Raw genomic sequence first — 26,143 nt, forward strand, 5'->3', positions numbered from 1 at the left:
GGGCACTCCCGGACTATACACCAAGAACGCGGGAAACGATCGGCTCGAGCCCACCCCGCAGGGGATCGCACACGGGAACTCCCACCTCCTCGGCCACCCGGTCCCGGTATGCCAGCCAAGCCTCGGGAGACAGGGACGACGAATTGACCGATACCCCGGCAAGCTGCACCGCCGGATTGGTCACCCGCGCCGCTTCGAGATACTGGGCCGCGGCGTTGGCGAGTGGTGGAATGCGGAACTGGGGCCGGTGCTCGATGTGCAGGCGCGAGGCGTCGTGACAGAGCACGATCCAGTCGGGCTGGGAGCCGTGCAGCAGTCCCAGGGTGACGCCCGCGTAGGCCGGGTGAAACAGCGATCCCTGCCCCTCGATGACATCGTAATGCGCCGGGTCGTTGTCGGGAGACAGCGTCTCAGCCGCTCCCGCCACGAAATCCGCCACCACGGCGTCAATGGCAATGCCGCTCCCGGCGATCATGATGCCGGTCTGCCCGGTCGCCCGAAAGGTCGCGCGGGCCCCACGCGCCGTGAGCGCCTGCGTGAGCGCCAGCGCGGTGTATTTCTTCCCCAGTGCGCAGTCGGTACCCACCGTGGCGATGCGCATGCCGGTGCGCTTGCGCCCGGTGCCGGCGGCGAACCGCTGTGTGGTGTGGCGCACGTCCACGAGCCGCCCCCCGTGCCGCGCGGCGGCATCCACCAGGTCGGGGAAGTCGGTGAGCCGTGTGTGCATGCCGCTCACCACATCGAGTCCGGCGGCAATGGCGGCGAGCAGATCGGCCTGCCAGGCCTGGGGCAGCGTGCCGCCGACCGACGCCACCCCAATGACCAGACTGCCGGCCCCCGCCGCGGCAGCGTCGGCCGGAGAACGGCGCGGCAAACCGAGCGAGACCGAGCACTCGGGAAGGCTCCACTCGCCGCACACCTTGTCCGGACACCAGTCGCGAAGCCCGGAGGCGGTCTTGGCGTCGGTGATGTGCTGGGCACCACCGAGGAAGAGCAGATAGGGAGCGCGAAGCGTGAGCATGGGGTAGAGTCTGGCACGTCCCGCACGATGCGGGAAGGCAGGGGGCCGCCACATATTTCCCGCATGATCTCCCGTCGCGATTTCCTCGTTGGCACCGCCGGCGTCGGTGCCTCACTCGGGCTCACGCCCCAGCTGCTTCGGGCGCTGGCGGCGCTGCCTCAGGGCCCGCTGCTGCAGCGCGCCATTCCCGCCACCGGCGAGACGATTCCCGTCATCGGGCTGGGAAGTTCGGCGACGTTTGCGAGCGTGGCCCGCTCGGAGGACGTCACGGCGTTGCGGGCGGTCTTTCAGGCCATGGTCGATCGCGGAGCACGCGTCTTCGACACGGCGCCGTCGTATGGCGCATCGGAGGCCGTCGCGGCCACGCTCGTGAACGAGATGGGCATTGCCGGCAAGCTGTTCTGGGCGACCAAGGTGAACGTGGCCGGGCGCGGTGGCGCCGCCGCCGATCCGGTCGCCGCGCGCGCGCAAGTCGAGACCAGTCTCACGCGGTTCGCGCAGCCGAAGATCGATCTCCTGCAGGTGCACAACATGGGCGACCCGCCAACGCAGCTGAAGGTGGCGCGCGAGTTCAAGCAGGCCGGCAAGGTGCGGTACGTAGGCATCACCACCACCTTCCCCAACCAGTACGCCTCGCTCATCGATGTGATGCGCAACGAGCCGCTCGACTTCATCGGCGTGGACTACGCGGCCGACAATCGTGACGTGGAAGACGTCATTCTGCCGCTTGCCCAGCAGCGGAAGATCGCCGTGCTTGCCTACGCCCCGTTCGGTCGCACGAGCCTCTTTCGCCGGGCGGCCAACACCCCGCTGCCGGAGTGGGCGCGGGAGTTCGACGCCACCACGTACGCGCAGTTCTTCCTCAAGTTCTGCCTCTCGCACCCCGCCATTACAGCGGTGACGCCGGCCACGAGCCAGGCGAAGAACATGATCGACAACATCGGTGGCGGCATCGGGCGCCTGCCCACCCCGGCCCATCGCGAGCAGATGATCACGTTCGTGGATGCCTTGCCGGCGTTGCCCGGGCGCTGACGACCGATCATTTTGCCGAGACGGCGGTGGCGTTCGCGCGCCGGCCGGACAGGGGGGATGGTCGAGTGGTTTATGGCTCCGGTCTTGAAAACCGGCGTACCGGCAACGGTACCGTGGGTTCGAATCCCACTCCCCCCGTTATGAGCACTCCCTTGCGTGTTTCGTGGCTGTTGCTGTGCGCGGTTACCACCGTGGGCAGGGCGCAGCCACCGGTTCCGCGGGTCACCGAGTTGCCCAGTGCCGCCTCGGCGCTCCTGCAGGCCGTGCACGCCGTGAACGCGCAGGTGGTGTGGGCGTCGGGCCACAAGGGCACAGTCGTGCGCTCGCGCGACGGCGGAAACAGCTGGGAACGGCTCGAGACGCCAGCCGGCGACTCGCTCGAGTTCCGCGACATTCACGCCGTGCATGCCGACACCGCCTGGATCCTCTCCGCCGGCAGCGGGTCCAGGTCGCGCATCTATCGCACGACCAACGGTGGTGCCACCTGGCGCCTGCAATTCCGCAACGCCGACTCGGCGGCGTTCTACGACTGCCTCTCGTTCGGCTCGTCCAGTACGGGAGTGGCGTACGGCGACGCGTCGCAGCAGCGCACGAACATCCTGCGCACCGAGGACGCCGGACACACGTGGCAACTGCTTGCCCCCACGGCCGTCCCGGCGCCGCTCCCCGGTGAAGGGGCGTTCGCCGCCAGTGGCCTCTGCGTGGTGCACGGAAACGCCAACACGGTGTACATCGCCACGGGGTCGCCCGGGTCTCGGCTGTTCCGCAGTCGCGATGCCGGACGGAGCTGGAGCGTGGAGAACACGCCGTTCACGCGGGGGGGGGCCGCCGGGCTGTCGGGGCTGTCGTTCGCCTCGCCGCAACGTGGCATTGCCGTGGCCGGCGACATGAACCGCCTGCGCACCGATTCGGCGCACAGTGTCGTGGGAGTCACCACCGACGGCGGTCGCACCTGGTCCATGCGCGCTCGCCCACCCCGCCCCGGCGCGCTCGCCGGTGTGACCTGGGTGCCCGGTGCTGATCCCGGCACCGCCGTGGCCGTGGGATTCGGCGGGGCGTTCTACACGCGCGATGAAGGGCGCAGTTGGATCACAATCACCACCGACGTCACCACCGGCGTATCTGCCGTGGGGCGCCAGGTGTGGATAGGTGGTGCCAACGGCAAGCTGTGGCGCGTGGACTTCTAGCTCACACGACCGGCGTGGCGGCACATGGCGCGCACAGGCCATCATGGGATCCACAGGACCCGCGCCATTGCCATTGCCTCCGCGCTGCGCCCCCGACTACATTTCCGCTCCGTCGTGATTCTTCGGAGCCAAGGCGGCGAAGGCGTCCAACCTGTTGCCCGGCAACAGATTCGCGGCGTCCTCGAGGGGTGAGGAGAGATGGCCGAGAGGCTGAAGGCACCGGTTTGCTAAACCGGCATAGGGGGTCAACCCCTATCGCGGGTTCGAATCCCGCTCTCTCCGTGCCGCGGGTCCGCCGGGTCTCCGGCGGACCCGCGCTTTTTTTGTTCCGGCTTTTCGTCGCATTCCGACCCTCTCCGGTCTGTGTCCTTCATGACGGCTGCGTCTTCCGGCAAGCGCCCTCGCGTGCGCTTCGCCCCCTCGCCCACGGGCTTCCTGCACGTGGGCGGCGCGCGCACGGCGCTCTTCAACTGGCTGTACGCCAAGAAGTACGATGGCGATTTCCTGCTGCGCATCGAGGACACCGACCGCCAGCGCAGCACCGACGAAAGCACGCGCGCCATCTTCGAAGGCATGGAGTGGCTCGGCCTCACGTGGGACGAAGAGGTCGTGTACCAGGGGGCCAACGTGGCCCGGCACTATGCCGACGCGCACCGTCTGCTGGACGCGGGGGCGGCGTACCGCGACTTCACGCCGGCCAGCGAGCTCGAGCGACTGCGCGCCGAGGCGGAGGCACGGGGTGATGCGTTCAAGTTCGATCGCACCCATGCCGAGCTGAGCGAACACGAATTGGCCGAGAAGCTCGCCAGCAACGAGCCGTATGCCATCCGCTTCCGCGTGCCGGAGGGCACGACCGAATGGCCCGATCTCGTACACGGGCGCATCGCCTTTCCCAACAAGGACATCGAGGACTTCATCATCCTCCGGTCCGACGGCACGCCGGTGTACAACATGGCGGTCGTGTCCGACGACATCGCGATGGGCATCACGCTCGTCATGCGCGGCGACGACCACATCTCCAACACCCCCAAGCAGATCCTGCTCTATCGGGCGCTCGGGGCCGAGGTGCCGCAGTTCGGCCACGTACCCATGATTCACGGCACCGACGGCAAGAAGCTGTCGAAGCGTCACGGCGCCACGGCGGTGGGCGATTACCAGCACCAGGGGCTGTTGCCGCAGGCCATGCTCAACTTCCTGGCGCTGCTCGGCTGGTCACCCGGAGACGACACGGAAGTGATGACCATGCCGGAGCTCATCGAGCGCTTCAGCGTGCACGGCCTGCACGCCAAGGCGGCGGTGTTCGACACGAAGAAGCTGGAGTGGATGAACGGCCAGCATCTCGCACAGATCCCCATCGATCAGCTGGCCACCATCGTCGCGCCCATGGTGGAGCGCGCAGGCTTGGCCACCGTGGCCGACCTGCAGGCGCGTCACCAGTGGTTCTGCGGCGTGCTGGAGCTGCTGCGCATTCGCGCACGCCTCACCGACGAGATCGTGGCGCAGGCGCGCCCCTTCTTCGTGGAGTCGGTAGAGTACGACCCTGAGGCGGTGAGCAAGCAGTGGCGCGATGCCGCCGCCACCGCCGACATTCTCGATGCCACGCGGGAACGGCTCGCCTCGCTCGAGACGTGGGAGCCGGCGGCCATGGAGGAAGGGCTGCGCAAGCTCGCCGAAGAGCGCAGCATTTCGGGTGGCAAGATCTTCCAGCCGCTGCGCGTGGCGCTGACCGGCCTTACGGTGAGCCCGGGCATCTTCGACGTGCTGCTGTACGTGGGGCGCGAACGCTCACTGGCACGCATCGCCGAAGCGGTGGCCTACCTGAGGCAGTAGCGCGGCGCTACTGCTTGTCGACGCTCTTCGGTTCAGCCTTGAGGGGCGCCGCAAGACTCGCGCTGGGTGCGCGCAGCCGCTCGCGTCGTTCGGCGTCGCGACGCTTGTCCATTTCCTTGACGATGCGCTTGAACTCGGCCTCGCCCATGCCGCGTTCGGACATGCGCTGAATGTCCGCACGTCCCGCGTTGATGCGCGCAGCATTGGCCATCCCCGCAGGATTGGCTGACATGCCGGCGGCGGTGGCGGCATTGAGGGGGAGCAACGCCAGCAGCGCATTGGGAATCATGACCTTCCCCAGGCGAATGCCCTGCTGGTCCCATCCCCACTTGTTGCCGCTCTTGTCGGTCTTGGTCCAGTCGCCGGGGGCGCGCCCGTACTGTCCGCGCCCCTGCGCCCGGTTGAGCGAGTCGAGCGAGTCGCGTGCCGCGGTGAGCATGCCGGCCATGATGCTGTCCAGCTTGTCGGCCCGGTCACCCGACGCGATGCCGGTGCCCCCAGCCCCGCCCTGTCCCACGGGACCACGCCAAACGCGTTCATCGGTGTAGCCGGGGCGGACGCCTCGCACATTGGGGTCGAGCGCGCCAATGCCGTTGCCCACGGTGCCGCCACTACCGGTATCGCGCGGCGTTGGGGCTGCGGGCGGCGGGACGGCAGGCCGGCTGTCGGCCTGCTGGTTGAACGGGAGTGCCGACGGACGCGGCACCGCAGGCTGTTCGGCCACCGGGCGACGCACTTCGGTAGGCGGCTCCGTCTTGGGCGGCACGGGCGTGATGTACGTGACCCGTTCCTCGCGGGTCGCCTGACCGTCGTTGAATTGCAGCCACTGCGGCACGCCGTACCCCAGCGTCAGCGCCTGAATGAGCACGCCGCCCACGAGCACGTGCAGTGCCACGGCCACGGCCACGGCCCGCGGTGACCGCTTCTCGCCACGGGGGAACCCGGAGAGACGCGCCCCCAGTGAGCCCTTCGCCACGCGGTGTCTGCCCGCACCGGCACCATCCCCCCGCTCGGCAGGGCCGGACGGACGGCCGTCTGGCGGCGGCGTCTTGGCGGGAGGACGGGGCATACGAGAAAGATACTCGGATTTTTCGGTGGGAGGGGGGCCCGGCGGTCAGCTGGCGGCTACTACCGGATTTGACACCCGGCTCAAGCCGACCAGTTCCACCTCGACGACGTCACCCGGAGACAACCGCCCCACCCCGTGCGGGGTGCCCGTGGCCACCACATCGCCGGGTTCGAGGGTGAGGTACTGCGAGATGTAGTGCAGCAGGAACGGAATGCGGAACGCCATGTCCCCACCCCGGGCCCGCTGCACTTCCACCCCGTTGAGGCGCGTGACCAGCTCGATGGCGTCGAGGTCGGCCGGCGCCGGCACCGGTTCGCCAATGGGGCAGAAGGTGTCGAGCCCCTTTGCCCGCGCCCACTGCCCGTCGTTCTTCTGGAGATCGCGCGCGGTCACATCGTTGAGCGCGACCACCCCGCCGATGGCCGCCACCGCCTCGGCTTCACTGGCCGCCCGGCTGAGCCGCGCGCCCATCACGATGGCGATCTCCCCCTCGTACTCGATGTGCGTGGACACGGGGTGCAGCACGATGGCCTCGCCTTCGCGAATGATGGACGAGGGCGGCTTGAGGAACAGCAACGGTTCCGCCGGCAGGTCGTTGCCCATTTCCTTCGCGTGCAGGAGATAATTGCGGCCAACGCAGACGATCTTGGAGGGACGTGGCATGGGGGATGGCTGGTGGGTGGCGGCGGCGGGGGAAGAACGGCTACAGCGTAAAGGGTAAAGTGTTGCCACCTGACAGTACGGCGCCAGAAGCCGTCTCCCGTTGACGCGGTGCGGTTGGGAGGCAACTCCTGACACGTTACGCTTTTGCTGTCCCCCCCGCCCCCCGCTGCCGGTAGAACCTCGCGACTTCACCGCGCACCTCCTCCCACGCGCCCACGAGGCGGCGGGCGGGCGGCAGGGCATCGAGGAGTTCGCGGCCATAGCGCTTGCTGATCACGCGCGGGTCGCTGAGGACCACCACGCCGGCGTCGGTGGCAGTGCGAATGAGTCGACCGAACCCCTGCTTGAGGCGCAGCGACGCGTGCGGCAGCATGAACTCGCCAAAGCTGTTGCCGCCGCGCGCCTCGATGGCCTCGCATTGCGCCGCCACCATGGGTTCGGTGGGCACCCGAAACGGCAGCTTGGCAATGAGCAGCCCACGCAGGGCGTCGCCCGGCACGTCCACCCCTTCCCAGAAGGTGGCGGTCCCCAGCAGCACCGCGCGCCCGCTGTCACGGAAGCGTTGCAGCAGCACGTCGCGCGGTTCCTCGCCGTGCACCAGCAGCGGCCAGTTGCCCCCCTGCCCCGGTCCACGCAGCCATTCTGCCGCCTCACGGACATCGCGGTGGCTCGTGAACAGGGCGAACAGCCCGCCGTCGCTGGCCGTCATGAGGTCGCGCAGATGACGGCACACCGCCGCGAAATGCTCGCGCGGCTGTTCATTGGGCGCCGGCAGATCGGTGGGCACCACCAGCACCGCCTGGCGCGGATAATCGAAGGGCGATGGAAACATCGCCGCCTGCTTCGAGCGGCGCGCGTCGGCAATCCCCAGCCGTTCCTCGAGAAACGCAAACCCACCGTGCGTGGCCAGCGTGGCACTGGTGATCACTGCCGTCTCCACACGCTCGAAGAGATCCTCGCGCAGCACCGGCGCGAGATCGAGCGGCACGCAGTGCACGGCCACGTTGCGCTCATTGGGTGTCGGCTTGCCCTGAAACTCCATCCACCGCACGACCGGCGGACCGTCAGCAGGGGGCATGAGTCCCTTGGCCAGGGCATCGCCGGCACTCTGCAACCGTCGCAGTACCGCCCGCAGCTCGTTGAGCAGCGGCGCGAGCTCCTCCGCGCGCTTCTTGTCACTCTCGAAGCGGTCGCGCACCACCTTGAGGCCGGTCGCGAGCGCATCGATCTCCGTGAGCAGTTCCTTGAGCGTGCCCTCGATGCCGTTGCGCCACAGGTCGTGCTGCTGGAACTCGCCGGTGAGGCGCATCACCGCGGTGCCCTGCATTTCGAGCACGGCGGCGAGCAACTCGAAGAGCAACTGCACGCGATCGCGCGCCGTGAGCGTGCTCGAGATGAGCCGCTCCTGCACGAGATCGAGGCTGGCCGTACTCAGCAGATCCTTGCCACCGGCCAGGCGCGCGATGAGGGCCGGCAGCAACCCCTTGCCGCGCCGTTCGAGCCGGTTGAACATGCGCGCCAGCGCGCGACGCGTGATGGAGCTGCCCAGGTGCGAGGCTGCCGCATCCTCGAGATGATGCCCTTCGTCGATCACCAGGCGCTTGTACGCCGGGAGCACCGCGGCCTCGTCCCAGTTCTGCGCCTGCCGTCGCACCGCCACGTCGGAGAGCAGCAGGTGATGGTTCACGACCACGATGTCGGCGTTCGCCGCGTCCTTGCGCGCCTTGAACAGGAAGCAGTCGTTGTAGAACTCGCACTTGAGACGCCCGCAGAGATCGGGCTCGGCGGAGACCTCGTCCCAGATGTCGGCGCGCGGCGCGGTGCCCAGGTCACTCAGCGAGCCATCCTTCGTGCGCTGCGCCCACTCGGCAATCTTCGCCACTTCGCCGGACGCATTGTCCTCGAAGAGCGCCGCCCCCGCCCCCTGCGCCTGCTGCAGCCGGTACAGACACAGGTAGTTGCGCCACCCCTTGAGCAGCGCGAAGCGCACCGGCTGGTCGGTGAGCGCCCGCTGCAGGAACGGCAGATCCTTGGCCACCAGCTGTTCCTGCAGCGTAATCGTGTTGGTGCTCACGACCGTGCGCTCACCGTTGGCGGCCGCCCAGCGCAACGCCGGCACGAGATACCCGAGCGACTTGCCCACGCCCGTGCCAGCCTCGAGCAGCGCCACGCCGCCTCCGTTGAAGGCCGTCACCACCTCGGCCGCCATGGCGCGCTGACTCGGACGGTCTTCGTAGTCGCGCGCCCCGTGCACGCGGCGCATGGCCTGCGCGATGAGCCCGTGGGGGCCAAGCTGCACATCCACGTCGTCCGGATCGACGGGCACCAGCGTGCGCCCCTCGGGAATCTCCGTGACGAAGTAGATGCGCGTGGCCTCGTTGTCCACGATGGCGAAGCCCACGCCGTTCATGTGGAGGCGGTACGCCACCTCCATGTCGGCATCACTGGGCGTGAGTTCGCCCGAGGGGTGGTTGTGCACCAGCAATTCGCCGCGATCGGCCACGCCGGGGAGGGCGAGCACGCTCTGCACGTCACCGGCGGCGACCTTGCGCGCGGTGGCCACGTGGCCCTGATCGTCCACGGTGCACACGAAGCACACTTCGTTGCCGCCATGCAACCGGATCTGCGTACGCATGGCGGCCGCCGCCTTGGGCAGCAGCCGCGCTTCTCCTGCCACCTGCGCCATCAGCGCCCCGTCACGTCTTCCGCGGCTTCTTCTTGGCGGCCGGGAACAGCACGTTGTTGAGGATGAGGCGGTACCCCGGGGAGTTCGGATGCAGCGAGAGATCCGTTGGCGCACTGCCGATCGCATGCTGCGGATCCTCGGGATCGTGCCCGCCGAGGAAGGTCCACGAGCCCTTGCCGTAATCGCCGTGCAGGTACTTGGACCACGGCGCGCCCTCTTCCTGCGCCAGCACGGTCACGTTGCGCTTCACCACCGCCTTGTTGAAGCTCGTGGTTACCCCGTAGAAATCGGCCACCACCGTGCGGTGATTCTGGACCAGCATGGTGGCCACGGGATCGAGCTTGGCGCTGAAGCCGAAGAGCGAAAAGGTGCCGAGCGGCTGCCGCCGCGACGGAACGTTGACCTGATGGCCGTCGATATCGCTGAGCGCGTTCACATACGGCGACGGTTCCACGTGTGCTCCCTGAAAGGCGAGAGCACGTGTCCAATCGAGCTTGGTGTCGGCGTTGGGATCGGGGGGTGTGCCATCGGAGAAGGGCCCCGCGATGTCCACGACCAGCGACGCAATGGAGAGGTCGAGCGATTCGGTGGCCCCGCACATGGCGAAGAGGAAGCCGCCGCGGTCGACGAAGCCACGGATGTTGTCGGCCACGGCCTTCTTGAGCGCCGGCACGTTGTCCTTGCCGAAGAGCCGCCCCGTGCTGAGGTCACGCTCGCGCTGCGCCACGAACCAGGGCGCATCACGATACGCGAGATACAGCTTGTTGTACTGCCCGGTGAAGTCCTCGTGGTGCAGATGCACCCAGTCGTACTTGGACAGATCGCCCTTGAGCACCTCGTTGTCCCACACCGAGGCGAAGTCGATGCCGGCGTAGGTGAGGGCGAGGGTGACCGCATCGTCCCAGGGTGGCTGATCGACGGGACGGTAGATGGCGATCTTGGGCGACCGTTCGAGCACGACGGCGTCCATGTTGCCGCCGGCGATCTCCGCCCGCACCGCGGCGACGGCCCCATCGGTCATGGGCTCCACACTGACCCCTTCCAGCGCGGCCCGCTTGCGCAGATCGGGCACGTCGGGAAGCAGGAAGGCACCGCCGCGATAGTTGAGCAACCACTCGGCCTTCTGCCCGGCCTTGAGCGCCTGGTACGTGACACCGTACGCCTTGAGGTGATTGCGCTGCGCGTCGTCCATGGGCAGCAGCAGATGCTGCGCGGCCGCGGGACGCGCGAGTGAGATCACGGCCCCAACGAGAAGCAGCGTGGAGCGCACGGCGCGGGTGACCAAGGGGCAGACGGGCATGCCGGAAGGTAGCAGGAGGCGGGGAGCAGGCGGCAGGGAGCGCGGCGCCGACTAGGCCGGGGGTATGGTGCCTCGCAGGCGCTCCAGCTCCCGGCGCCCCTGCGGGGCCAGGGCACTGGTGGGATACTCCACCAGCAGCTGTTCGAGCCGGGCCACGGCAGCCGGAAGATCTCCGCCGTCTCGCAAGGCGCGCGCCCAGGCGAGCAGCGATTCGGGGGCTTCGGGGCTGCGGGGAAACTCGCGCACGATGCGCTCGTGCAACGTGAACGCGGCGGCGCGCGCGCTCAGTCGCGCACCCTGCGCCAGAAACGCCGGCGCCGCGGCGCCCACGGAATCGGCCAGGCGCACGAACCGCGCGGCCGCGGCGGCCGAGTCGCGCCGGGCGAGCAACACGAAGGCCTCGCCCAGGCCGGGGAGCTGCTCGACCCGCGTACGCGCGAGAATGCCGAGAGCATCCACCAGCTCCGGTCGGTTCGACGCCGCGCGCAGGAGCCGCTTGCGGGCATTCACTACGTCGCCGTCGTAGAGGGCGAGCCAGCCGGCCATCTCGTCATCGTCCGCCAGGTCACTGCCCTGCATGGCGGTGCGTGCCCGCGCCACATCGCCTGAGCGCAACCACGCGGCCACGAGAGGGCGTGTGAGGGCCGCGCGTGTATCGGGGTCGAGTGACTTCGCGGCATCGGCAAGCTTCTGCTGGGCTTCGGCGCCGCGCCCCAACTCTCCCAGGGCGGCAATCTCGAGGCCCAGCAGGGCGCGTACGCGTGCGGAGTCGGCCGCCTTGCCACTCGCCACCGACCGGCGGCGCACGAGCGCCAGGGCACCCGTGGCATCGCCGGCACGCAACGCCGCGTCGGCGGCGCGCTGCTGCGATTCCAGGTCGCCCATGCGGTCGAACACGGCGAGCCAGGCATCGCGCGCCACGAGCCACGACTCGTTGAGCTCGGCCCGCTCCGCAAAATTGCGCCACGACGCCGTGGTGGAGTCGGTGGCCGGCAGCGTGGCAATGGCACTCCACGCCTTGCGCGGCTCACCCCACGCAAACTCCAGCGACGAGAGCAACCGGCGTGGCGGCAGCGTCACCGGCGGCGCCAGCAGCACGGTGCGCACCGAGTCACGCGTGACCGCGGGGACCCGCTGCAACCCGAACAGCGCCGCCGTTTCCAGCCATGGCTGCTCGGCGAGCGCATCGCGAAAGGCCTGCGCGGCCGGCACCCAGCGCTGCAGCGCGATGTGCAACTGTGCCGTTTCCCCCGAGAGCGCCCCGGCGGCTCCCATGAGTCGCGTCGCGTCGGCAAGCACGCTGTCGGCGGCCAGCGCGCGGCCTTGCTGCAGCAGCAGGCGGGCGTACTCGCGGTACGGCGTGGATTCGCTGCCGGTGACCCGCCGCCAGGCGGTGAACGCCTCGCGTGCTTCGGCATCGCGCCCCATGGTCACCAGCGTGCGCAGCTGCACGGAGCGCGCCGTCGGGTCGGTGGGGCGCAGTTGCAGCACCCGCGCCGCGACCGGCACGATGGAGTCGAGCATGCCGGCATCGGCCCACACCCGCTCCAGCCCGAGCAGCGCGAGCGCCACGCGATCGCCGTCGGCGGATCCGAGGGTGAGGGCCCCCTGCAGCGCCTCCCGATACGCCGCGCTGGCGGCCGCCACATCGCGTCGATCCTCGGCGGCGAGCGCCCGCGCCAGCGCATCGGCGCTGGCCGGTACCGGTTGCACCGTGGCGAGCTGCGCGGCACTCCTGGCGGGCGTGACGGCCACCGCGATGGCCAAGATGGCCACGGCGCACCGTAGGCCCGCCACGCACAGCGGGCGCGTGGTGGTGTTACGGCGGCGTGGTGCCATTGAGCCGGCGGAAGTACTCGATCACGAGCCGGCGTTCCTCGGGCCCGAGCCCGCGCAGGTCGTTCCAGGTGGGCGGCGCGTACTTGCTCCCCGCCTTGCCCGACTGCGGCCCGTCCACGCGGCCGGCGGCACCGTTGCCGTTGCCGGCCTTGGCCTCCCGCGGTCCCTGATCGTCGCGTTCCTCCTGTTCGAGGAAGCGGCCGGCGTCGAGCAGGCGACGGTACAGCTGCTGCTGCCGCGCCGCCACGGCCGGGTCGAGACCATTACGTTCGAGCTGCTGCGCCAGCTGCTGCGCTTCCCTGGCCAACGCATCGGTACGACCCGTCTGGTCCACGTCAGACACGTCGGTCAAGCTGCGCGCGACCTCGCGTTGCTGGCGCGCCAGCACACGCGCCTGCTGCTGCGCCTGATCGCCCTTGGCGCCGCCCGGCATCATGTTGAGCCCCTGCATCTGCGAGTTGAGCTGCCCCTGCTGCTGCGCCAGCTGCTTGAGCTGCTCCATCATCTCGGTGAACCCCGAGGCCGACTGGGCGTTGTTCACGCGCTCCCGGTCGCGCACCAGGGAACTGAGCGCCTGGTTGAGCGCTTCGCTGGCGTCCTTCATGGCGCTCTGCGCCTGCTCCGTTCCGCCAGGCTGCCCCTGCCCGGCCTGCTGCATGGCCTGCGTGGCCTGCTGCACACGCCGCTGCGCCTCGGCCATTTGCTTCTGCGACCGCTGCGACAGCAGCGACGACTGTCGGCCGGCCTGCTCAAGCCGTTCCGCCGCCTGCTGCACCCCCTGCTGCAGGGCGCTCTGTTCGCCCTGCATCCCCTGCGCGCCCTGCTGTCCCTGCTGTCCCTGCTGGCGCATCTTCTTTTCCAGCTCGGCCTGCTGTCGGGCGAGCTGCATGGTTTCGTTGATGGACTGGTCGAGCTGGTCGGAAAGCTCGCCCTTCCACGCGTTCACCTGGGCGTCCCGGGCCTGCGAAAGCTGCTGCGCGGCACGTTCCATGGCATCGGCCGCCTGACGCGCCTGCTGGCCCTGCTGGCCCTGCTGGCCCTGCTGGCCTTGCTGGCCTTGCTGGCCTTGTTGGCCTTGCTGGCCTTGCTGGCCTTGCTGGCCTTGCTGGCCTTGCTGGCCTTGCTGGCCTTGCTGGCCTTGCGGCTTCTGCGGCTGGGCCTGTGCCTGCTGTTGCGCCTTCTCCATCTGCGCCGCGCGGCTCATGGCATCGGCCGCTTCCTTGGCGGCAGGCTGTGCCTCGCGCGTCTTGGAGGCACCGGGCTTGGCTCCTGCCTCCTCCAGTCGCTTGGCCAGCGCCTGCACTTCCCGCTCAAGATCGCGCGACCGATCGGCCAACGCTCGCGGGTCGTCTTGCGGTCGCTGCCCCTGTGGCGTGCCCTTCTCCCCCGGTCGCGCCTCGCCCTTGGGTGCCTTGCCGTCCATGCGATCGGCGGCCTGCTGCTGGGCCTTGGCCAGCTCACGGGCGTCGTCGCGCAAGGTCTGCATGGCGCCCTCGAGCGCGGCGCGCTTGAGCATCTCGGCACTGCGCTCGAGCTGCTCGCGCATCTGCTTCTGCGCTTCAGCCAGCTGCTGCATACTCTGCTGCGCCTGCGTGCCGCTCAACCGGTCGGAGTTCTTGTTGAGCTCCTCCAGCTGCTTCTGCATCTCGGGGGTCATGGCATCGCGCAGCATCTTCTGGATGTCACGCATGCGCGACGCCAGCGTGGTGTCCAGCGCGTTCGCGTTCTTGAGCCGCGACTCGAGCTCCTTGGCGTTCATGCGCAGCGAGTCGACCTTGGCCGACAGCTGCTGCTGTTCGCGCGCCAGCTGCTTGGCCTTCTCGGCCTGCGAGAAGCTCATGGCCTTGCTGGCGTCGTTCTGCTGTCCCTTGGTGGCCTGATCACCAGTGGTCGCCTTGAGGTCGCGACTCCGCGAGGCATCGGCGGTGTTCTGCTGCAGTCGGCGTTCCTGCTGCGCCAGCTGCTGCGCCTTGGCGGCCAGCGAGTCGGCCAGCGAGCGCGCCATGGCGCGCTGTTCGCTGAGGGTGGGCATGCGCAGGATGATCTCGGCGCTCTGGGCCTGCTGCGCCCACGGCGAATCATCCGTGGCGACCGCCGTCACATGCAGGCGGTCGCCCGGCTCGAGCCCCCGACCGTCGAGCGACACGGTTGCCCCGCCCTGAAACACTGGCGACTGGGGGGTGGCCACCTCCACGCGCTCCCGGCGCATGGCGCCGGCGCCGCTCGCCGCTTCCTTCCACACCACCAGATGCACGCGCGCCACGCCGTGATCGTCACCCGCGTCCACCAGCACCGGGACTTCCCCGGTGGGCCCGATGGCGGTGTCGGTAGCTGGCGCTACGATCTGCACCTCGGGCGCCTGATCGGGGATCACGGTAAAGGGGAGCGAGTCGGGCAACTCGGGGGGGAGCACCGCCCCGTCGGCGCGCGGGGTCGCGCTGGCACGCCACCCCCAGGTGCCGTCCCGGTCCACGGTAAACACCGCTTCGGCAGGCACCCCATCACCGGCGGTCGCGGCCGCCACGAGCGGCACGCTGGTCTGCCCATCACTCACCTGCGCATCGCGCGCGCCGCCCCGCAACATGACCCGCACGCGAATGCGGGTGCCGCGCGGCACGCGCAGTGGCGGCACCGGCTCCAGCGTTTCGTCGGCGCGCCCCAGATACGCGGGGTACATGGCGCGCAGCGCAACATCGCCAATCCAGCCCCGCTCTTCCACCACCAGCGCGGCCGAGAGTTCAGGGGAGCGGCCGTCATTCACGCGAATGGCGGTCGCCGCGCGCACGGCGCCCAGCGCGAGCGTCACCCGGCCCTCGTTCGGGACCGCCAGCACACTGTCGCGCCATGGCTCACCCTCGGCGCGCCACGACACGGTAATGCTGTGGCGGCCGCTGGCCACCACGGCCAGAGTGACCGGCATGCCACGCGGGACGCGCGGGCTCAACCCATCGAAGGCGAGTGCCGGCAGCAGGGTCCCGCGCCACGCGCTCACGGGCTGCAGCACGGCGGCCAGCCCATCGGGGGCCACGCGCGCCGCCGTGAACAACGCCGCCGCGCCAACGAGGGCCGCACCGCCCGCCAGCAGCAGCGCCCGTGAGGCGCCCGCGACCAGTTCGGGAGTAAGCGTGCCCGGCACCAGGCGACCCGCCACATCGTCGGCAGCGCGGGCCCCAAGGACGCCGGTGGCCGCGACCTCGAGCGCCCCGCGCAGTGACCCTTCGCGCAGCCGCTGCTCGCGTTCCACCGCGGCCGCCAGGGCATCACGGGTGAGGCGTTGCTGCAGTTGCCGGTGACGCCACAGGAAGGTGGCCGCCGCCGCACTCACCGCCACAACCGCCAGCAGCAGCGGCAGCGCCGCGGGGAGATCGATCCAGCGGCCGTTGGCCAGCAGGAGCGCCGACAGCGCCACCACGGTACCGAGCAGCGCCACGGCCAGCAGGACCGACGCCGCGGTGCCGCGCACCGCCAGGGTTTGGCGCTGCTCGTCGAGGCGCGTGGCGAGGGCGCGCCCGGCTGGCGCGGTGGGCGCCGACGACAGGCCGGGAAGGCCGCCAAGAGCAGGTGCGGTCATGCGCGGCTCACGGTTGCACGCGGCTGGTCACCGCATACGTGAAAAGATTGACACCGAGGCGCAGCGCCTGCTCGTGCAGCGCCGGCGGATCGGGGTAGGTACCCACGTCTTCCCACCCGTTGCCCAGATCGGCGGAAAACGTGTAGTACAGCGCCAGCCGGTTGCCGATGAAGATCCCGTAGCCCTTGGCCGGCTTGCCGTCGTGTTCGTGCACCTTGACCGGCCCGGTCGGGAAGTCGTAGACGATGCGGTAGATGGGGTGCGAAAAGGGCACCTCCACCAACGGCCGGTCGGGGAAGACGCGCGCGATCTCGCGGCGGAAGCTTTCGTCGAGGCCGTAGTTGTCATCGACGTGCAGGAAGCCGCCGCGGGTGAGGTACTCGCGCAGCCGGCGCACCTCCACCTCGCTCAGCTTCATTTCGCCATGCCCGGTGGCGTGCAGAAACGGGAAGTCGAAGAGCGCCGAGTCGGTGAGGGTGACCTTGGCTTCGGCGCGCTCGATGGGCAGCGCCGTGCGCTCGGCGATGGCACGAATGAGATTGGGCAGGCTGGACGGGTTGGCGTACCAGTCGCCCCCGCCCTCGTACTGCAGCCGGGCAATGGCCAGCCGTCCCGGCCCCGCAGACGCAACGGCTAACGGCAACACCCGCGGCGGACGCGCGGCGAGCAGCCCCATGGGCAGGGCGATGCACGCAGCGAGCAGGAGAAGACGGGACGAGCGCTGCGTGACGCGCATGCGGGACCGGCTAGGTGTCGTGGGCGAGACGATAGGCAAGGTTGCGGCTGGCGCCGTGTTCGTCCATGAGCATGCGAACGATGTCCCGCGGGCGGAAGCCCTGCTCCCGCATTGCCGCCGCAGTGGCACGCAGGCCGTCTTCCGTGGGTTCCGCAGCCGTTGCGCCGTCGAGCACGAACACGATTTCCCCGCGTGGGGGCACCGCTTCGTAATACGCGGCGACCTCCTCGAGCGTTCCGCGGCGGATTTCCTCGAAGTGCTTGGTGAGCTCGCGCGCCACCGCCACCCGCCGCTCGCGCCCGGCAATGGCGGCCAGGTCACGCAGCGTGTCCACCAACCGATTGGGAGACTCGAAGAGTACCACCGCATGGGGCAGTCGTGCGGCCAGGGCGAGGGTATCCTCGCGCCCCCGCCCCTTGCGGTCGGGAAAGCCGAGCACCGTGAAGGGGTGCGCCGCCAGCCCGCTTGCCACCAGGGCGGCAAGGGTGGCCGACGCGCCGGGAATGGGAACGACGCGCAGGCCGGCGTCGCTCGCGGCGGCCACCAGTCGCCCGCCAGGGTCGGACACCAGCGGCGTACCGGCGTCGCTGATGACGGCTACGGCGTCGCCGCCACGCAGCCGCTCGAGCAGGCGCGGCACGGCGCTCGCCTCGTTGTGCTCGTGCAGGGCGAACGTGGGGGTGCCGATGCCGTAGCGGTCGAGGAGCGGCCGCGCGTGGCGCGTGTCCTCGCAGCAGATCACTGCTGCCTGACGCAGCACGGCGAGAGCGCGCAGCGTGATGTCGGCGAGATGGCCAATGGGGGTGCTCACCACGTGCAAGGCCCCAGGCGTTGCCGCCTGGGGCCAGAGGGCCGACGCCCGGTCGGCCAGCGCCACCGACGCCGCGTGCGCGGAGGTGGATGCCTCGTCGCCGGGCTCGGGACCCGCGTGGGGGGGCACGTGACTCAGGCGTGTTCCTTGAACTTCGCCTCGAGCGCGGGGCGCGGCACCGCCCCCACCACCTGATCCACCAGCTTCCCGTCCTTGAAGAACAGGATGGTGGGAATCGACCGCACGTTGAACTTCGCGGCGGTCCGCTGATTGTTGTCGACGTCGAGCTTGGCCACCTTCACCTTGCCCGCGTAGTCAACGGCGAGCTGCTCCACGAGGGGAGCGATCATGCGGCACGGCGCGCACCACGTTGCCCAGAAATCGACCACCGACAGCCCGGGCTGCTGCTCGATCTCGGTTGCAAACGTGTCGTCCTTCACTTCGACTGCGTTGGCCATCGTGTGCTCCGTGGGACGAGCCGCCGTCTCCGGCGTCCGTACCCCGCTGCAGGATTAGAATTGTACTTCCGCCACCCCGATCCCAAGTGAAGACCGACATGACCGAATCCGTTCGCCGCGGCACCCGCATTGCCCACATCGGAATTGCGGTTCGCGCCATCGACGAGTTGCTCCCCTTCATGCGTGACGTGCTGGACATGCCGGAGGTGCCGCTGGGCAACTCCGACGGGGCCACCATCGTTGGCCTGGCCTCGGGGGAATCGCTGGTGGAGCTCCTCGAGGCACAGGCCGAGGACACACCCATTGGCAAGTACGTCGCCAAGCGCGGCCCCGGTATCCATCACGTGTGCTTCGCCGTGGACGACCTCGACGGCATGCTGCAGAAGTGCCGCGACGCCGGTCTCCGGCTTATCGACGACACCCCACGCATCGGCGCGGAAGGGAAACGCATCGCGTTTCTCCATCCGAGCGCGACAGGCGGGGTGCTCGTGGAACTGTCCGAATACTAGTCCGCCTGTCCAGCCCGGACAGGGCGCCCCGCGGCGCTACCGGCAGAAGTCGCGCAGCTTGCTCAGGTCCACGTCTTCCACCAGGGTGCGCCCCCCGGGTCCGACGATGGTGGTGATGGTGGTGTTGGCGGAGTTCTTCCCTTTGGTGAGGGTGATCAGGTGCTCCTGCCGGCCGCTGGTCTGCAGGCGCGCCCGCTCCTCGAGGAAGGTGGCCTGGTCGTGCTGCATGAGGCACTGCATGATGATGAGCCGCTTCTCCAGCTCTTCCCGCTTGAGCTGGTCGCGGGCGAGCCCCTTGCTGTTGCCCCAGAGCCCCGACATGCCCTGCAGGTCCTGCGCCTTGACCGCGGCGAGGAACGTTTCAACGGCGGCGCGCCCCGAGGCCGCGCCCACAGTGTTGGGAGCGGCGCCCACCGAGGGGGCGGATGCGCCGGGGATGGACAGATCCGTGGAAACCGCCTGCCGGGCACAGGCGCTCGTGAGGAGCACCCCCGCCAACACCAGCCAGTTCAGATTTCGCGTGCTGCGCACCAGGGCCTCCTTGCCTTCGGTGTGATCGTGCATGGGTGTAAGCTACCATCATTGCCTGCAGGCCACCTACGTCTCCCCGCACATGGCTCTTCCATACCAGCGACTGTACGTCAACATCGATCACGTCGCGACGCTGCGGCAAGCGCGGCGTGGCAGCACGCCCGACCCCGTTGCCGCCGCCACCGTCTGCGAAGGGGCCGGCGCCGATGGCATCACGGCCCACCTGCGCGAAGACCGGCGGCACATCCAGGACGACGACATCACGCGCCTCGCGGCCACGGTCACGACGTTGCTCAACCTGGAGTGTGCCATAACCGACGACATGCTCCGTCTGGCCGAAACACTTCGGCCCGCCCAGGTAACGCTGGTGCCGGAGCGCCGGGAAGAGATTACCACCGAGGGCGGGCTGGATGTGGTGCGCCACGAAACGGCGGTGCGGGCGGCCGTGACGCGCCTGCAGCAGGTGGGGATCCGCACCAGTCTGTTCATCGACCCTGACGAGGCGGCCGTTCGGCTGTCGCAGGCCGTGGGGGCCGACGCCATCGAATTGCACACCGGCACGTACGCGCACCATCCCGGGTCCGCGGCGCCGCTGCAGGCCTTGCGGAGTGCCGCCGCCCTGGGGGCCGCCCTGGGGCTCGCGGTGCACGCCGGGCATGGGCTGTCCGTGGACAACGTGGGGCCGGTGGCGGCCATTCCGGAGATCGAGGAGCTCAATATCGGGCACGCGATCGTTGGACGCGCCATCTTTATCGGACTTGACGCGGCGGTGCGGGAGGTGCGGGAGGCCATGGATGAGGCCCGGGAAGCGGACCGGTTCTGATCGCCCCACTGCTGCTCGCGCCGTGCCACGATCGCGGTCTGCTCACCCCTCATTTCCAGCGCGCATGAGTGCACCCCAGGCCCTGCTCGAGTTCTTCCAGAAGGAAGCCACGGAGTACCTCGACCGGCTCGAACAGCTCCTCGCGGACACGCAGGCGCCCGATCCGTCCTCGTTTCTGACCAGTGCGCGGGCGCTGCGCGGCAGCGCCACCATGACGCGGCTCGAGGGGCTCCCCGACTTCGCCTCCACGCTCGAACGCCTCGCGGCCGGATTGCGCGACGGGGAGCTGCGCTGGGATCAGCGCCTGCAGTTCGCCGTGCGCGGCGCCATTGCCGAACTGCGGCAGCTGGTGGACCGGGCGCCCGTCTGGGCCGACGCCGACCAGCGCCGAGCGCGCACGCAGTCGGCGGCGCTGGCCTCGGTGGCCGCCGGGTATCTGGCCACCACGTCGCCGGCCGAATCGCCCGTGCTGCAGGTGCAGCCCATTGCGCGCTTCTTCCCCGACGACGGGCTGCCGGCCATCGTGCAGCGCAACCCCACCCCCGCGGTCACCATCGGGCAGCGTTTCCGGAGCGATATCGCCGCGGCTGCCGACGGCGTGGCGCGTGAGTCCGCCGCCCTCGCCACCAGCCAGGCGGGCCCCTCGCAGCTGGCGCTCACCGACGGCGTGCGCCGGGCGCTGCTGGGGCTGGCCGATGTGGCTGACAGCTATGGCGCCACCAGCATTGCCGGGCTGGCCACCCGCATGGCCCGCGCCCCCCTCGACAGCGGCGTGGAGCGCGTCGGCGTGCAGGCGGTGGCGCAGCTGCTCATGAATCGCGAGCTCACCGACGCGCAACTGGCGGCGCAGGTGAAACAGGCCAACCTCACCTGGAACGGTGCCCCTGCCCCCGAGGCCGCCATCGTGTCCATCGAAAGCATGCTCTATCGTGGACATTCGGCGGTCACTCGTGCACGCGAGGTCCGCGATCAGCTCAAGGTGCACTGGCAGCGCGGCACCCTCGCGCAACCCGAAGCGCACGCGCTGTTCGAGGAGCTGAGCGACCTGCTCGACCTGGCTGTCACCACGTGAACAGGCCGCACGCGTGAATCCAGGCCGGACGGTGGTGGGGTTTCTCCTCAGCGCACTGCTGCTCTGGTGGACGTTGCGTGATGTGCCCCTCGATGCCGTCTGGAACGTGTTGCGTCAGGCGAATGTCTGGCTCTTCGCCCTCTGCACGATCGTTGGCACCGCCATCTTCCCCATGCGGGCGCGCAAGTGGCGCCCCATTCTCGAGCCGGTGGCGGGGCGCCTGCCCTTTGGGCCGCTGTGGCGCAGCACGGCCATCGGCATGATGATGAACAATGTGTTTCCGCTGCGCGCCGGCGAGTTTGCGCGCGCCTTCGCCCTCTCACGCGAAGTACCCGCCGTGGCCATGACGAGCGCCCTCGGCTCGCTCGCCGTCGATCGCATCTTCGACGCCCTGGTGGTGTTCCTGCTCATGTTCGCCGCCATGCTCGACCCGCAGTTCCCTCCCGGGGCCACCATCGCCGGCCGTTCCATGAGCGATGTGGCGGTAGGTGGGGTGGCGCTCGTGGGTGCGGCGCTCGCGGTGTGCTATGTGATCGTGCTGCGTCCGCAGTTCGTGGTGGGGCTCGCCAGCCGTGTGGCCGGCCGGCTGCTGCCGGCGCGTCGCGACCTCATTGTCGGCTTCGTGGAGTTGGGCGTGGGCAGTCTCGGCGTGCTGCGCGACACGCGACGCTTCGCCGCCGTCTTCGGCTGGACGCTGCTGCACTGGCTCACGCACGCCCTGGCGCTCTGGCTGGGGTTCGAAGCGGTGGGCATTGAGGCGCCGCTCAGCGCCGCGCTCTTCCTGCAGGGCGTGCTGGCCATTGGCGTGGCCGTGCCCAGTTCGCCTGGCTTCTTCGGGGTGTTCGAGGCGGCGGCCAGTGTGGGGCTCACCGTGTACGGCGTGCCCAAGGAGCTCGCGGTAAGCTGGGCGCTGGGCTACCACCTGCTCACCTTCGTGCCCATTACCATCCTGGGCGCGCTGTACTTTGCGCGCGTGGGGCTCAGTGTGCGCGATGTGACACAGGCGCAGCCTCGCTGAACGTCGCCGCATGCACCTCAACTCTTTCCCCGACAGCGTGAGCGCCTTCTCCTCCGGTCCCCTGCGCGTCGAACGCGCCCATGCCAAGGTCAACCTCCTGTTACGCATCCTGGCGCGCGAAGCGGGCGGCTACCACGGGCTCGAAACGCTCTTTCAGCGGCTCGACCTGTACGACCGGGTGTCCGTGACGGTGAACGACAATCCATGTGTGCTGCAGTGTGACGGCCCGAGCATGCCGCCGCAGGGGCTGGGCCCCCCGGAGCAGAACCTCGCGTGGCGCGCGGCGAGTGCGTACTGCGACGCCGCCCGCTGGGAGACCGGCTGGCAGATCGCCATCGACAAGCACATTCCCGTGGGCGGAGGACTCGGCGGCGGCAGCGCCGATGCCGCCGCGGTCCTGCGCGGCCTCGAGGCGCTGTGCCCCACCCCGCTGGGTCCGGCGCGCCTGCTGGAGATTGCCGGCACACTGGGCGCCGACGTGCCGTTCATGGTGTGCGACATCCCGCTGGCTTGGGGCTGGGGGCGCGGCGACCGGCTGGTGCCGCTCCCCCCGCTTCCTCCCATGGCGGTCACGCTGGTGACCTTCAACGAGGGAGTGAACACGGGGGCGGCGTACGGGGCGTTCGCCCGGGCGCGCGAGGCGAGCGGGGAGTCGGTGCGCGCCTACGCCTACCCGCCTGACGCGTTTACGTCGTGGCATCGCGTGGCGTCGCTGGCGGCCAACGACTTCGAGCAGGTGGTGCCGGCGCTCCATGCCGGCGTAGCGGCGGTGCTGCCGGTGCTGCGCGACGAGGCGGCGCGACTGCGGGCCGACGGCCACGTGGCCATGGCGCTCATGAGCGGGAGCGGCGCGACCTGCTTTGTGCTGCACCCGCCAGAGCTGCGCGTGGCCCCCGAGGCGCCCGCGGGCGGGACGGTGGTGCGCACGGGCACCGTATGATGTCCGGCCCCTGCCATTGACGACGCCTGCGTCGATCGTGGCGGGCTGACGCTCCAGGCGCGTCGCGAAGCGTCGCTTCACAGGGTGGCCACGAGCATCCCCCTCACGCTCGCGAGGATTTCACCGCAGACTCAAGGGGTTGGTGCAACCCGTCTCCCAGCCTTCGGAGTGCGCATGTCCGCCGCCCCCATCTCCCTCATCGTGAACGGCACGCGTCACCGCTTTGCGGGTGATCCGTCCATGCCCCTGCTCTGGTACCTGCGCGACGAACTCGCGCTCACGGGCACCAAGTATGGATGCGGCATCGCACAGTGTGGTGCCTGCACGGTGCACGTGAACGGGGCTCCCGTGCGGGCCTGCCAGCGGCGCATGCAGACGCTCGAGGGAGCCGCGGTCACTACCATCGAAGGATTGCACCCCGACGGCGCGCATCCGCTGCAGCAGGCGTGGCGCACCGTCGATGTCCCGCAGTGCGGCTTTTGCCAGGCCGGGCAGATCATGCAGGCCGCCACGCTGCTCGCGCGCACCCGCACGCCAAGCGATGCCGAGATCGACGCGGCCATGACCGGGCACCTCTGCCGCTGCGGGACCTACCCGCGAATCCGGGCGGCCATCAAGGCCGCGGCGGAGCAGTCGCGATGAGCGCGCGCCGGAGTCTCCCGTGGTTGGCGTTGCCCCCGGCGGATCATGGCGACGCCGGGCCCCTACCCGATGGGCGCGGCGATGGCACGCGCCATCCGCAGCGACGCGATTTCCTCAAGCTGCTGGGCACGGGTGGCCTGCTGGTGGCGGCAAGCGCGGTGGGTGTGCGGCGGCTCGAGGCGGCCACGGGGGGCTTTGCCGTTGACCATGCCGACGACCGCGCGGAACCGTGGGAGCCGCACGCCTACGTGCGCCTCGATGAAGACGGGACGGTCACGATCGTCTGTCACCGGTCGGAGATGGGCCAGGGCATTCGCACGACCATGCCCATGATCATCGCCGACGAGATGGAAGCCGATTGGAGCCGGTGCCGTGTCGTACAGGCCGACGGCGACGAGCCGAAGTACGGCAGCCAGAACACCGATGGGTCCACCAGCATCCGCGACTTCCTGGCCAAGTATCGAGAGGCGGGGGCGACCGTACGCGCCCTGCTCGAGGATGCCGCCGCCGCCGAGTGGGGCGTGCCCGCGGCCGAGGTCCGCGCGAGGAACGGCGACGTCGTGCACGTCACCAGCGGCCGCACGAAGGCGTTCGGGGCGCTGGTGGCGACGGCCCGTACGGTGGCCATGCCGTCGGCGTCACGCGTGCGGATCAAGTCGCCTGCCGAGCGCCGGTGGCAGGGAAAGCGCATGCCGTCGATCGACCTCGTCCCGATGACGACCGGGACGGCCGTGTACGGCGCCGACGTGTCGCTGCCCGGCATGAAGGTCGCCGTCATCGCGCGGCCGCCGGTGTGGGGCGGGACCGTGGCGACGGTCGATGATGCGCTCGCCCGCACCGTACCGGGCGTCGAACGCATTGTCCGCATTCCGGCCTCGCCGATGCCCGGTGGCTATCTGCCGCTGGGCGGGGTGGCCGTCATCGCGGCCAACACCTGGGCCGCCATGAAGGGGCGCGACGCGCTGCGCATCACGTGGAACGACGGCCCGAACGCCTCGTACGACAGCACGGCCTACAAGGCGACGCTGCAGCAGGCGGTGCGCCGGCCCGGCGCGGCCGGACGCACCAGCGGCGACGTGGCACGCGGGCTCGCGTCAGCCGCCAGGCGGGTGTCGGCGGAGTACTACATGCCGCACCTCTCGCACGCGCAGATGGAGCCGTTGGCGGCCGTGGCGCGCGTGGCGAACGGCAAGGCCGAAGTGTGGGCGCCCACCCAATCGCCGATGGATGCGCGCAAGACGATTGCGCAGTATCTCCAGCTCGACGTGGCGAACGTCACGGTGCACGTGACGCTGCTCGGTGGCGGGTTCGGCCGGAAATCCAAGCCCGACTTCGTGTGTGAAGCGGCGTATCTGTCGCGAGAAGTCGGGGCGCCGGTCCGGGTGCAATGGACCCGCGAAGACGATCTCCGCCACTCCTACCTGCATTCGCCGGCGGCGCATCGCCTCGAGGCCGGACTCGACGCCAACGGCACGGTGGTCGCATGGCGCCACCGGTCGGCCTATCCCGCCATCGGCGCCACCTTCGCCCCCAACGTCGCGGGCGCCGAGCCCGACGAGCTCACCAACGGCGCGAGCGACCTCCCGTTCGACATTCCGGATCTGCAGGTGGAGATTTGCCCGGCGGTGGCGCACACGCGCATCGGGTGGTTTCGCAGCGTGAATGCCATCCACCATGGATTCGCGATCGGCTCGTTCGTCGACGAACTCGCGCGGGCGGCGGGGAAGGATCCGGCCCAGTTCCTGCTGTCGCTCATTGGGCCGGATCGTCGCGTCGACCTCTCCGCGGCGGGCCTCGTGAAGCCCGCCAGCAACTACGGGGCGAACTGGACCGACCACCCGCTCGACTCGGCACGCGCCCGGCGCGTGGTGGAGTTGGCGATCGAGCGGAGCGGCTGGCGTGGCCCGGCGCTGCCGCGCGGAAAGGGGCGCGGCATCGCCGTGCATCGCAGCTTCCTTTCGTACGTGGCGATGGTGGTGGAGGTGGAGGTGCTTCCCGACGGGACCGTGCTGGTGCCCAGGGCCACCGTGGCGGTCGATGCCGGGTTCGTCGCCAACCCCGACCGCGCGCGCGCGCAGATGGAGGGAGCGGTGATCATGGCGATGAGCAACGTGCTGGCCAGCGAGGTGACTTTCGCCAACGGACGGGTGGTGCAGTCGAACTTCCGCGACTACGGGGTGGCGCGTATGCGGGCCGCCCCGCGCATGGTGGACGTGCACCTTGTCGACAGCGAAGCCCTGCCGGGCGGGATTGGCGAACCGGGCGTCCCCCCCGCGTGTGGCGCGATCGCCAACGCGATCTTCGCCGCGACGGGCATTCGCGTGCGCGAACTCCCGGTGGCACGCAAACTGGCGGGGTGGTCAACGCGTCGCGAAGTCGGGGACGCCCCGGGCGATTGAGTGACC

General features: G+C 69.8%; 21 protein-coding genes and 2 tRNA genes. 12 read left to right on the plus strand and 11 right to left on the minus strand.

Annotation, left to right across the window (positions count from 1 at the left end; translation table 11 throughout):
• Positions 1-13: 13 nt before the first annotated feature.
• Entirely contained in the window at positions 14-1,021 is a 1,008-nt protein-coding gene (locus O9271_RS08875; protein WP_298268431.1) for a DUF1611 domain-containing protein, read from the minus strand.
• Between the two features lie 63 nt (positions 1,022-1,084).
• Here O9271_RS08875 and O9271_RS08880 point away from each other — a divergent pair, with 63 nt between their 5' ends.
• The 5 genes from O9271_RS08880 to gltX all read left to right on the plus strand — a co-directional run bounded on the left by O9271_RS08880 (position 1,085) and on the right by gltX (position 5,070).
• A complete protein-coding gene (locus O9271_RS08880) occupies positions 1,085-2,053 on the plus strand; it encodes an aldo/keto reductase (RefSeq protein WP_298268435.1) in 969 nt (322 codons plus the stop codon).
• A gap of 51 nt (positions 2,054-2,104) precedes the next feature.
• A tRNA-Ser gene (locus O9271_RS08885) sits at positions 2,105-2,191 on the plus strand.
• Between the two features lie 2 nt (positions 2,192-2,193).
• Positions 2,194-3,240: a hypothetical protein gene (locus tag O9271_RS08890; RefSeq protein WP_298268438.1), complete on the plus strand. Its 1,047-nt coding sequence runs from the start codon at positions 2,194-2,196 to the stop codon at positions 3,238-3,240.
• A gap of 192 nt (positions 3,241-3,432) precedes the next feature.
• Positions 3,433-3,522, plus strand: a tRNA-Ser gene (locus O9271_RS08895).
• Positions 3,523-3,612: 90 nt separating this feature from the next.
• Positions 3,613-5,070: a glutamate--tRNA ligase gene (gene gltX, locus O9271_RS08900; RefSeq protein ID WP_298268441.1), complete on the plus strand. Its 1,458-nt coding sequence runs from the start codon at positions 3,613-3,615 to the stop codon at positions 5,068-5,070.
• A 7-nt stretch (positions 5,071-5,077) separates the two neighbouring features.
• Here the strand turns inward: gltX and O9271_RS08905 are convergent, their stop codons facing one another.
• The 9 genes from O9271_RS08905 to trxA form a co-directional block, all read right to left on the minus strand.
• The gene (locus O9271_RS08905) at positions 5,078-6,139 is read right to left on the minus strand and encodes a hypothetical protein (protein WP_298268444.1); all 1,062 of its coding nucleotides are present in this window, start codon (positions 6,137-6,139) and stop codon (positions 5,078-5,080) included.
• 45 nt (positions 6,140-6,184) lie between these two features.
• On the minus strand, positions 6,185-6,802 hold the full coding sequence (locus O9271_RS08910; RefSeq protein ID WP_298268447.1) for a fumarylacetoacetate hydrolase family protein: 618 nt from the start codon (positions 6,800-6,802) through the stop codon (positions 6,185-6,187).
• A gap of 136 nt (positions 6,803-6,938) precedes the next feature.
• On the minus strand, positions 6,939-9,488 hold the full coding sequence (locus O9271_RS08915; RefSeq protein ID WP_298268449.1) for a helicase C-terminal domain-containing protein: 2,550 nt from the start codon (positions 9,486-9,488) through the stop codon (positions 6,939-6,941).
• A 10-nt stretch (positions 9,489-9,498) separates the two neighbouring features.
• Entirely contained in the window at positions 9,499-10,788 is a 1,290-nt protein-coding gene (locus O9271_RS08920) for a hypothetical protein (RefSeq protein WP_298268451.1), read from the minus strand.
• Between the two features lie 51 nt (positions 10,789-10,839).
• Entirely contained in the window at positions 10,840-12,564 is a 1,725-nt protein-coding gene (locus tag O9271_RS08925; protein WP_298268453.1) for a hypothetical protein, read from the minus strand.
• A 43-nt stretch (positions 12,565-12,607) separates the two neighbouring features.
• Positions 12,608-16,198, minus strand: a complete 3,591-nt coding sequence (locus tag O9271_RS08930) for a DUF4175 family protein (protein WP_298268455.1) — start codon at positions 16,196-16,198, stop codon at positions 12,608-12,610.
• Positions 16,199-16,205: 7 nt separating this feature from the next.
• Positions 16,206-16,934, minus strand: a complete 729-nt coding sequence (locus O9271_RS08935) for a DUF4159 domain-containing protein (protein WP_298268457.1) — start codon at positions 16,932-16,934, stop codon at positions 16,206-16,208.
• A 10-nt stretch (positions 16,935-16,944) separates the two neighbouring features.
• Positions 16,945-17,874 carry a 16S rRNA (cytidine(1402)-2'-O)-methyltransferase gene (rsmI, locus tag O9271_RS08940; RefSeq protein WP_298268459.1) on the minus strand — a complete coding sequence of 310 codons (930 nt, stop codon included), beginning with the start codon at positions 17,872-17,874 and terminating at the stop codon, positions 16,945-16,947.
• 5 nt (positions 17,875-17,879) lie between these two features.
• Positions 17,880-18,203 (minus strand): thioredoxin, encoded by a 324-nt coding sequence (trxA, locus tag O9271_RS08945; protein WP_298268461.1) that lies wholly within the window; start codon positions 18,201-18,203, stop codon positions 17,880-17,882.
• Between the two features lie 98 nt (positions 18,204-18,301).
• On the opposite strand from trxA, the gene mce reads away from it, so the two are divergent.
• Entirely contained in the window at positions 18,302-18,712 is a 411-nt protein-coding gene (gene mce / locus O9271_RS08950; RefSeq protein ID WP_298268464.1) for a methylmalonyl-CoA epimerase, read from the plus strand.
• Between the two features lie 36 nt (positions 18,713-18,748).
• Here the strand turns inward: mce and O9271_RS08955 are convergent, their stop codons facing one another.
• Positions 18,749-19,276 carry a hypothetical protein gene (locus O9271_RS08955; RefSeq protein WP_298268467.1) on the minus strand — a complete coding sequence of 176 codons (528 nt, stop codon included), beginning with the start codon at positions 19,274-19,276 and terminating at the stop codon, positions 18,749-18,751.
• 49 nt (positions 19,277-19,325) lie between these two features.
• Between O9271_RS08955 and O9271_RS08960 the strand changes: the two genes are divergently transcribed.
• From O9271_RS08960 to O9271_RS08985, 6 genes are all read left to right on the plus strand, one after another.
• A complete protein-coding gene (locus O9271_RS08960; RefSeq protein ID WP_298268470.1) occupies positions 19,326-20,066 on the plus strand; it encodes a pyridoxine 5'-phosphate synthase in 741 nt (246 codons plus the stop codon).
• Between the two features lie 64 nt (positions 20,067-20,130).
• The gene (locus tag O9271_RS08965; RefSeq protein WP_298268473.1) at positions 20,131-21,138 is read left to right on the plus strand and encodes an Hpt domain-containing protein; all 1,008 of its coding nucleotides are present in this window, start codon (positions 20,131-20,133) and stop codon (positions 21,136-21,138) included.
• A 13-nt stretch (positions 21,139-21,151) separates the two neighbouring features.
• Positions 21,152-22,156 carry a lysylphosphatidylglycerol synthase transmembrane domain-containing protein gene (locus O9271_RS08970; RefSeq protein ID WP_298268475.1) on the plus strand — a complete coding sequence of 335 codons (1,005 nt, stop codon included), beginning with the start codon at positions 21,152-21,154 and terminating at the stop codon, positions 22,154-22,156.
• Positions 22,157-22,166: 10 nt separating this feature from the next.
• Entirely contained in the window at positions 22,167-23,096 is a 930-nt protein-coding gene (gene ispE / locus O9271_RS08975; protein WP_298268477.1) for a 4-(cytidine 5'-diphospho)-2-C-methyl-D-erythritol kinase, read from the plus strand.
• A gap of 174 nt (positions 23,097-23,270) precedes the next feature.
• Positions 23,271-23,738, plus strand: coding sequence for a (2Fe-2S)-binding protein (locus O9271_RS08980; RefSeq protein ID WP_298268479.1), 468 nt, complete (start codon positions 23,271-23,273; stop codon positions 23,736-23,738).
• Positions 23,735-26,137: a molybdopterin cofactor-binding domain-containing protein gene (locus O9271_RS08985; protein ID WP_298268482.1), complete on the plus strand. Its 2,403-nt coding sequence runs from the start codon at positions 23,735-23,737 to the stop codon at positions 26,135-26,137. The genes O9271_RS08980 and O9271_RS08985 overlap by 4 nt, the downstream gene beginning before the upstream one ends.
• Positions 26,138-26,143: the final 6 nt, after the last annotated feature.

The sequence above is a fragment of the Gemmatimonas sp. genome (genome assembly GCF_027531815.1).
Taxonomy (GTDB): Bacteria; Gemmatimonadota; Gemmatimonadetes; order Gemmatimonadales; family Gemmatimonadaceae; genus Gemmatimonas.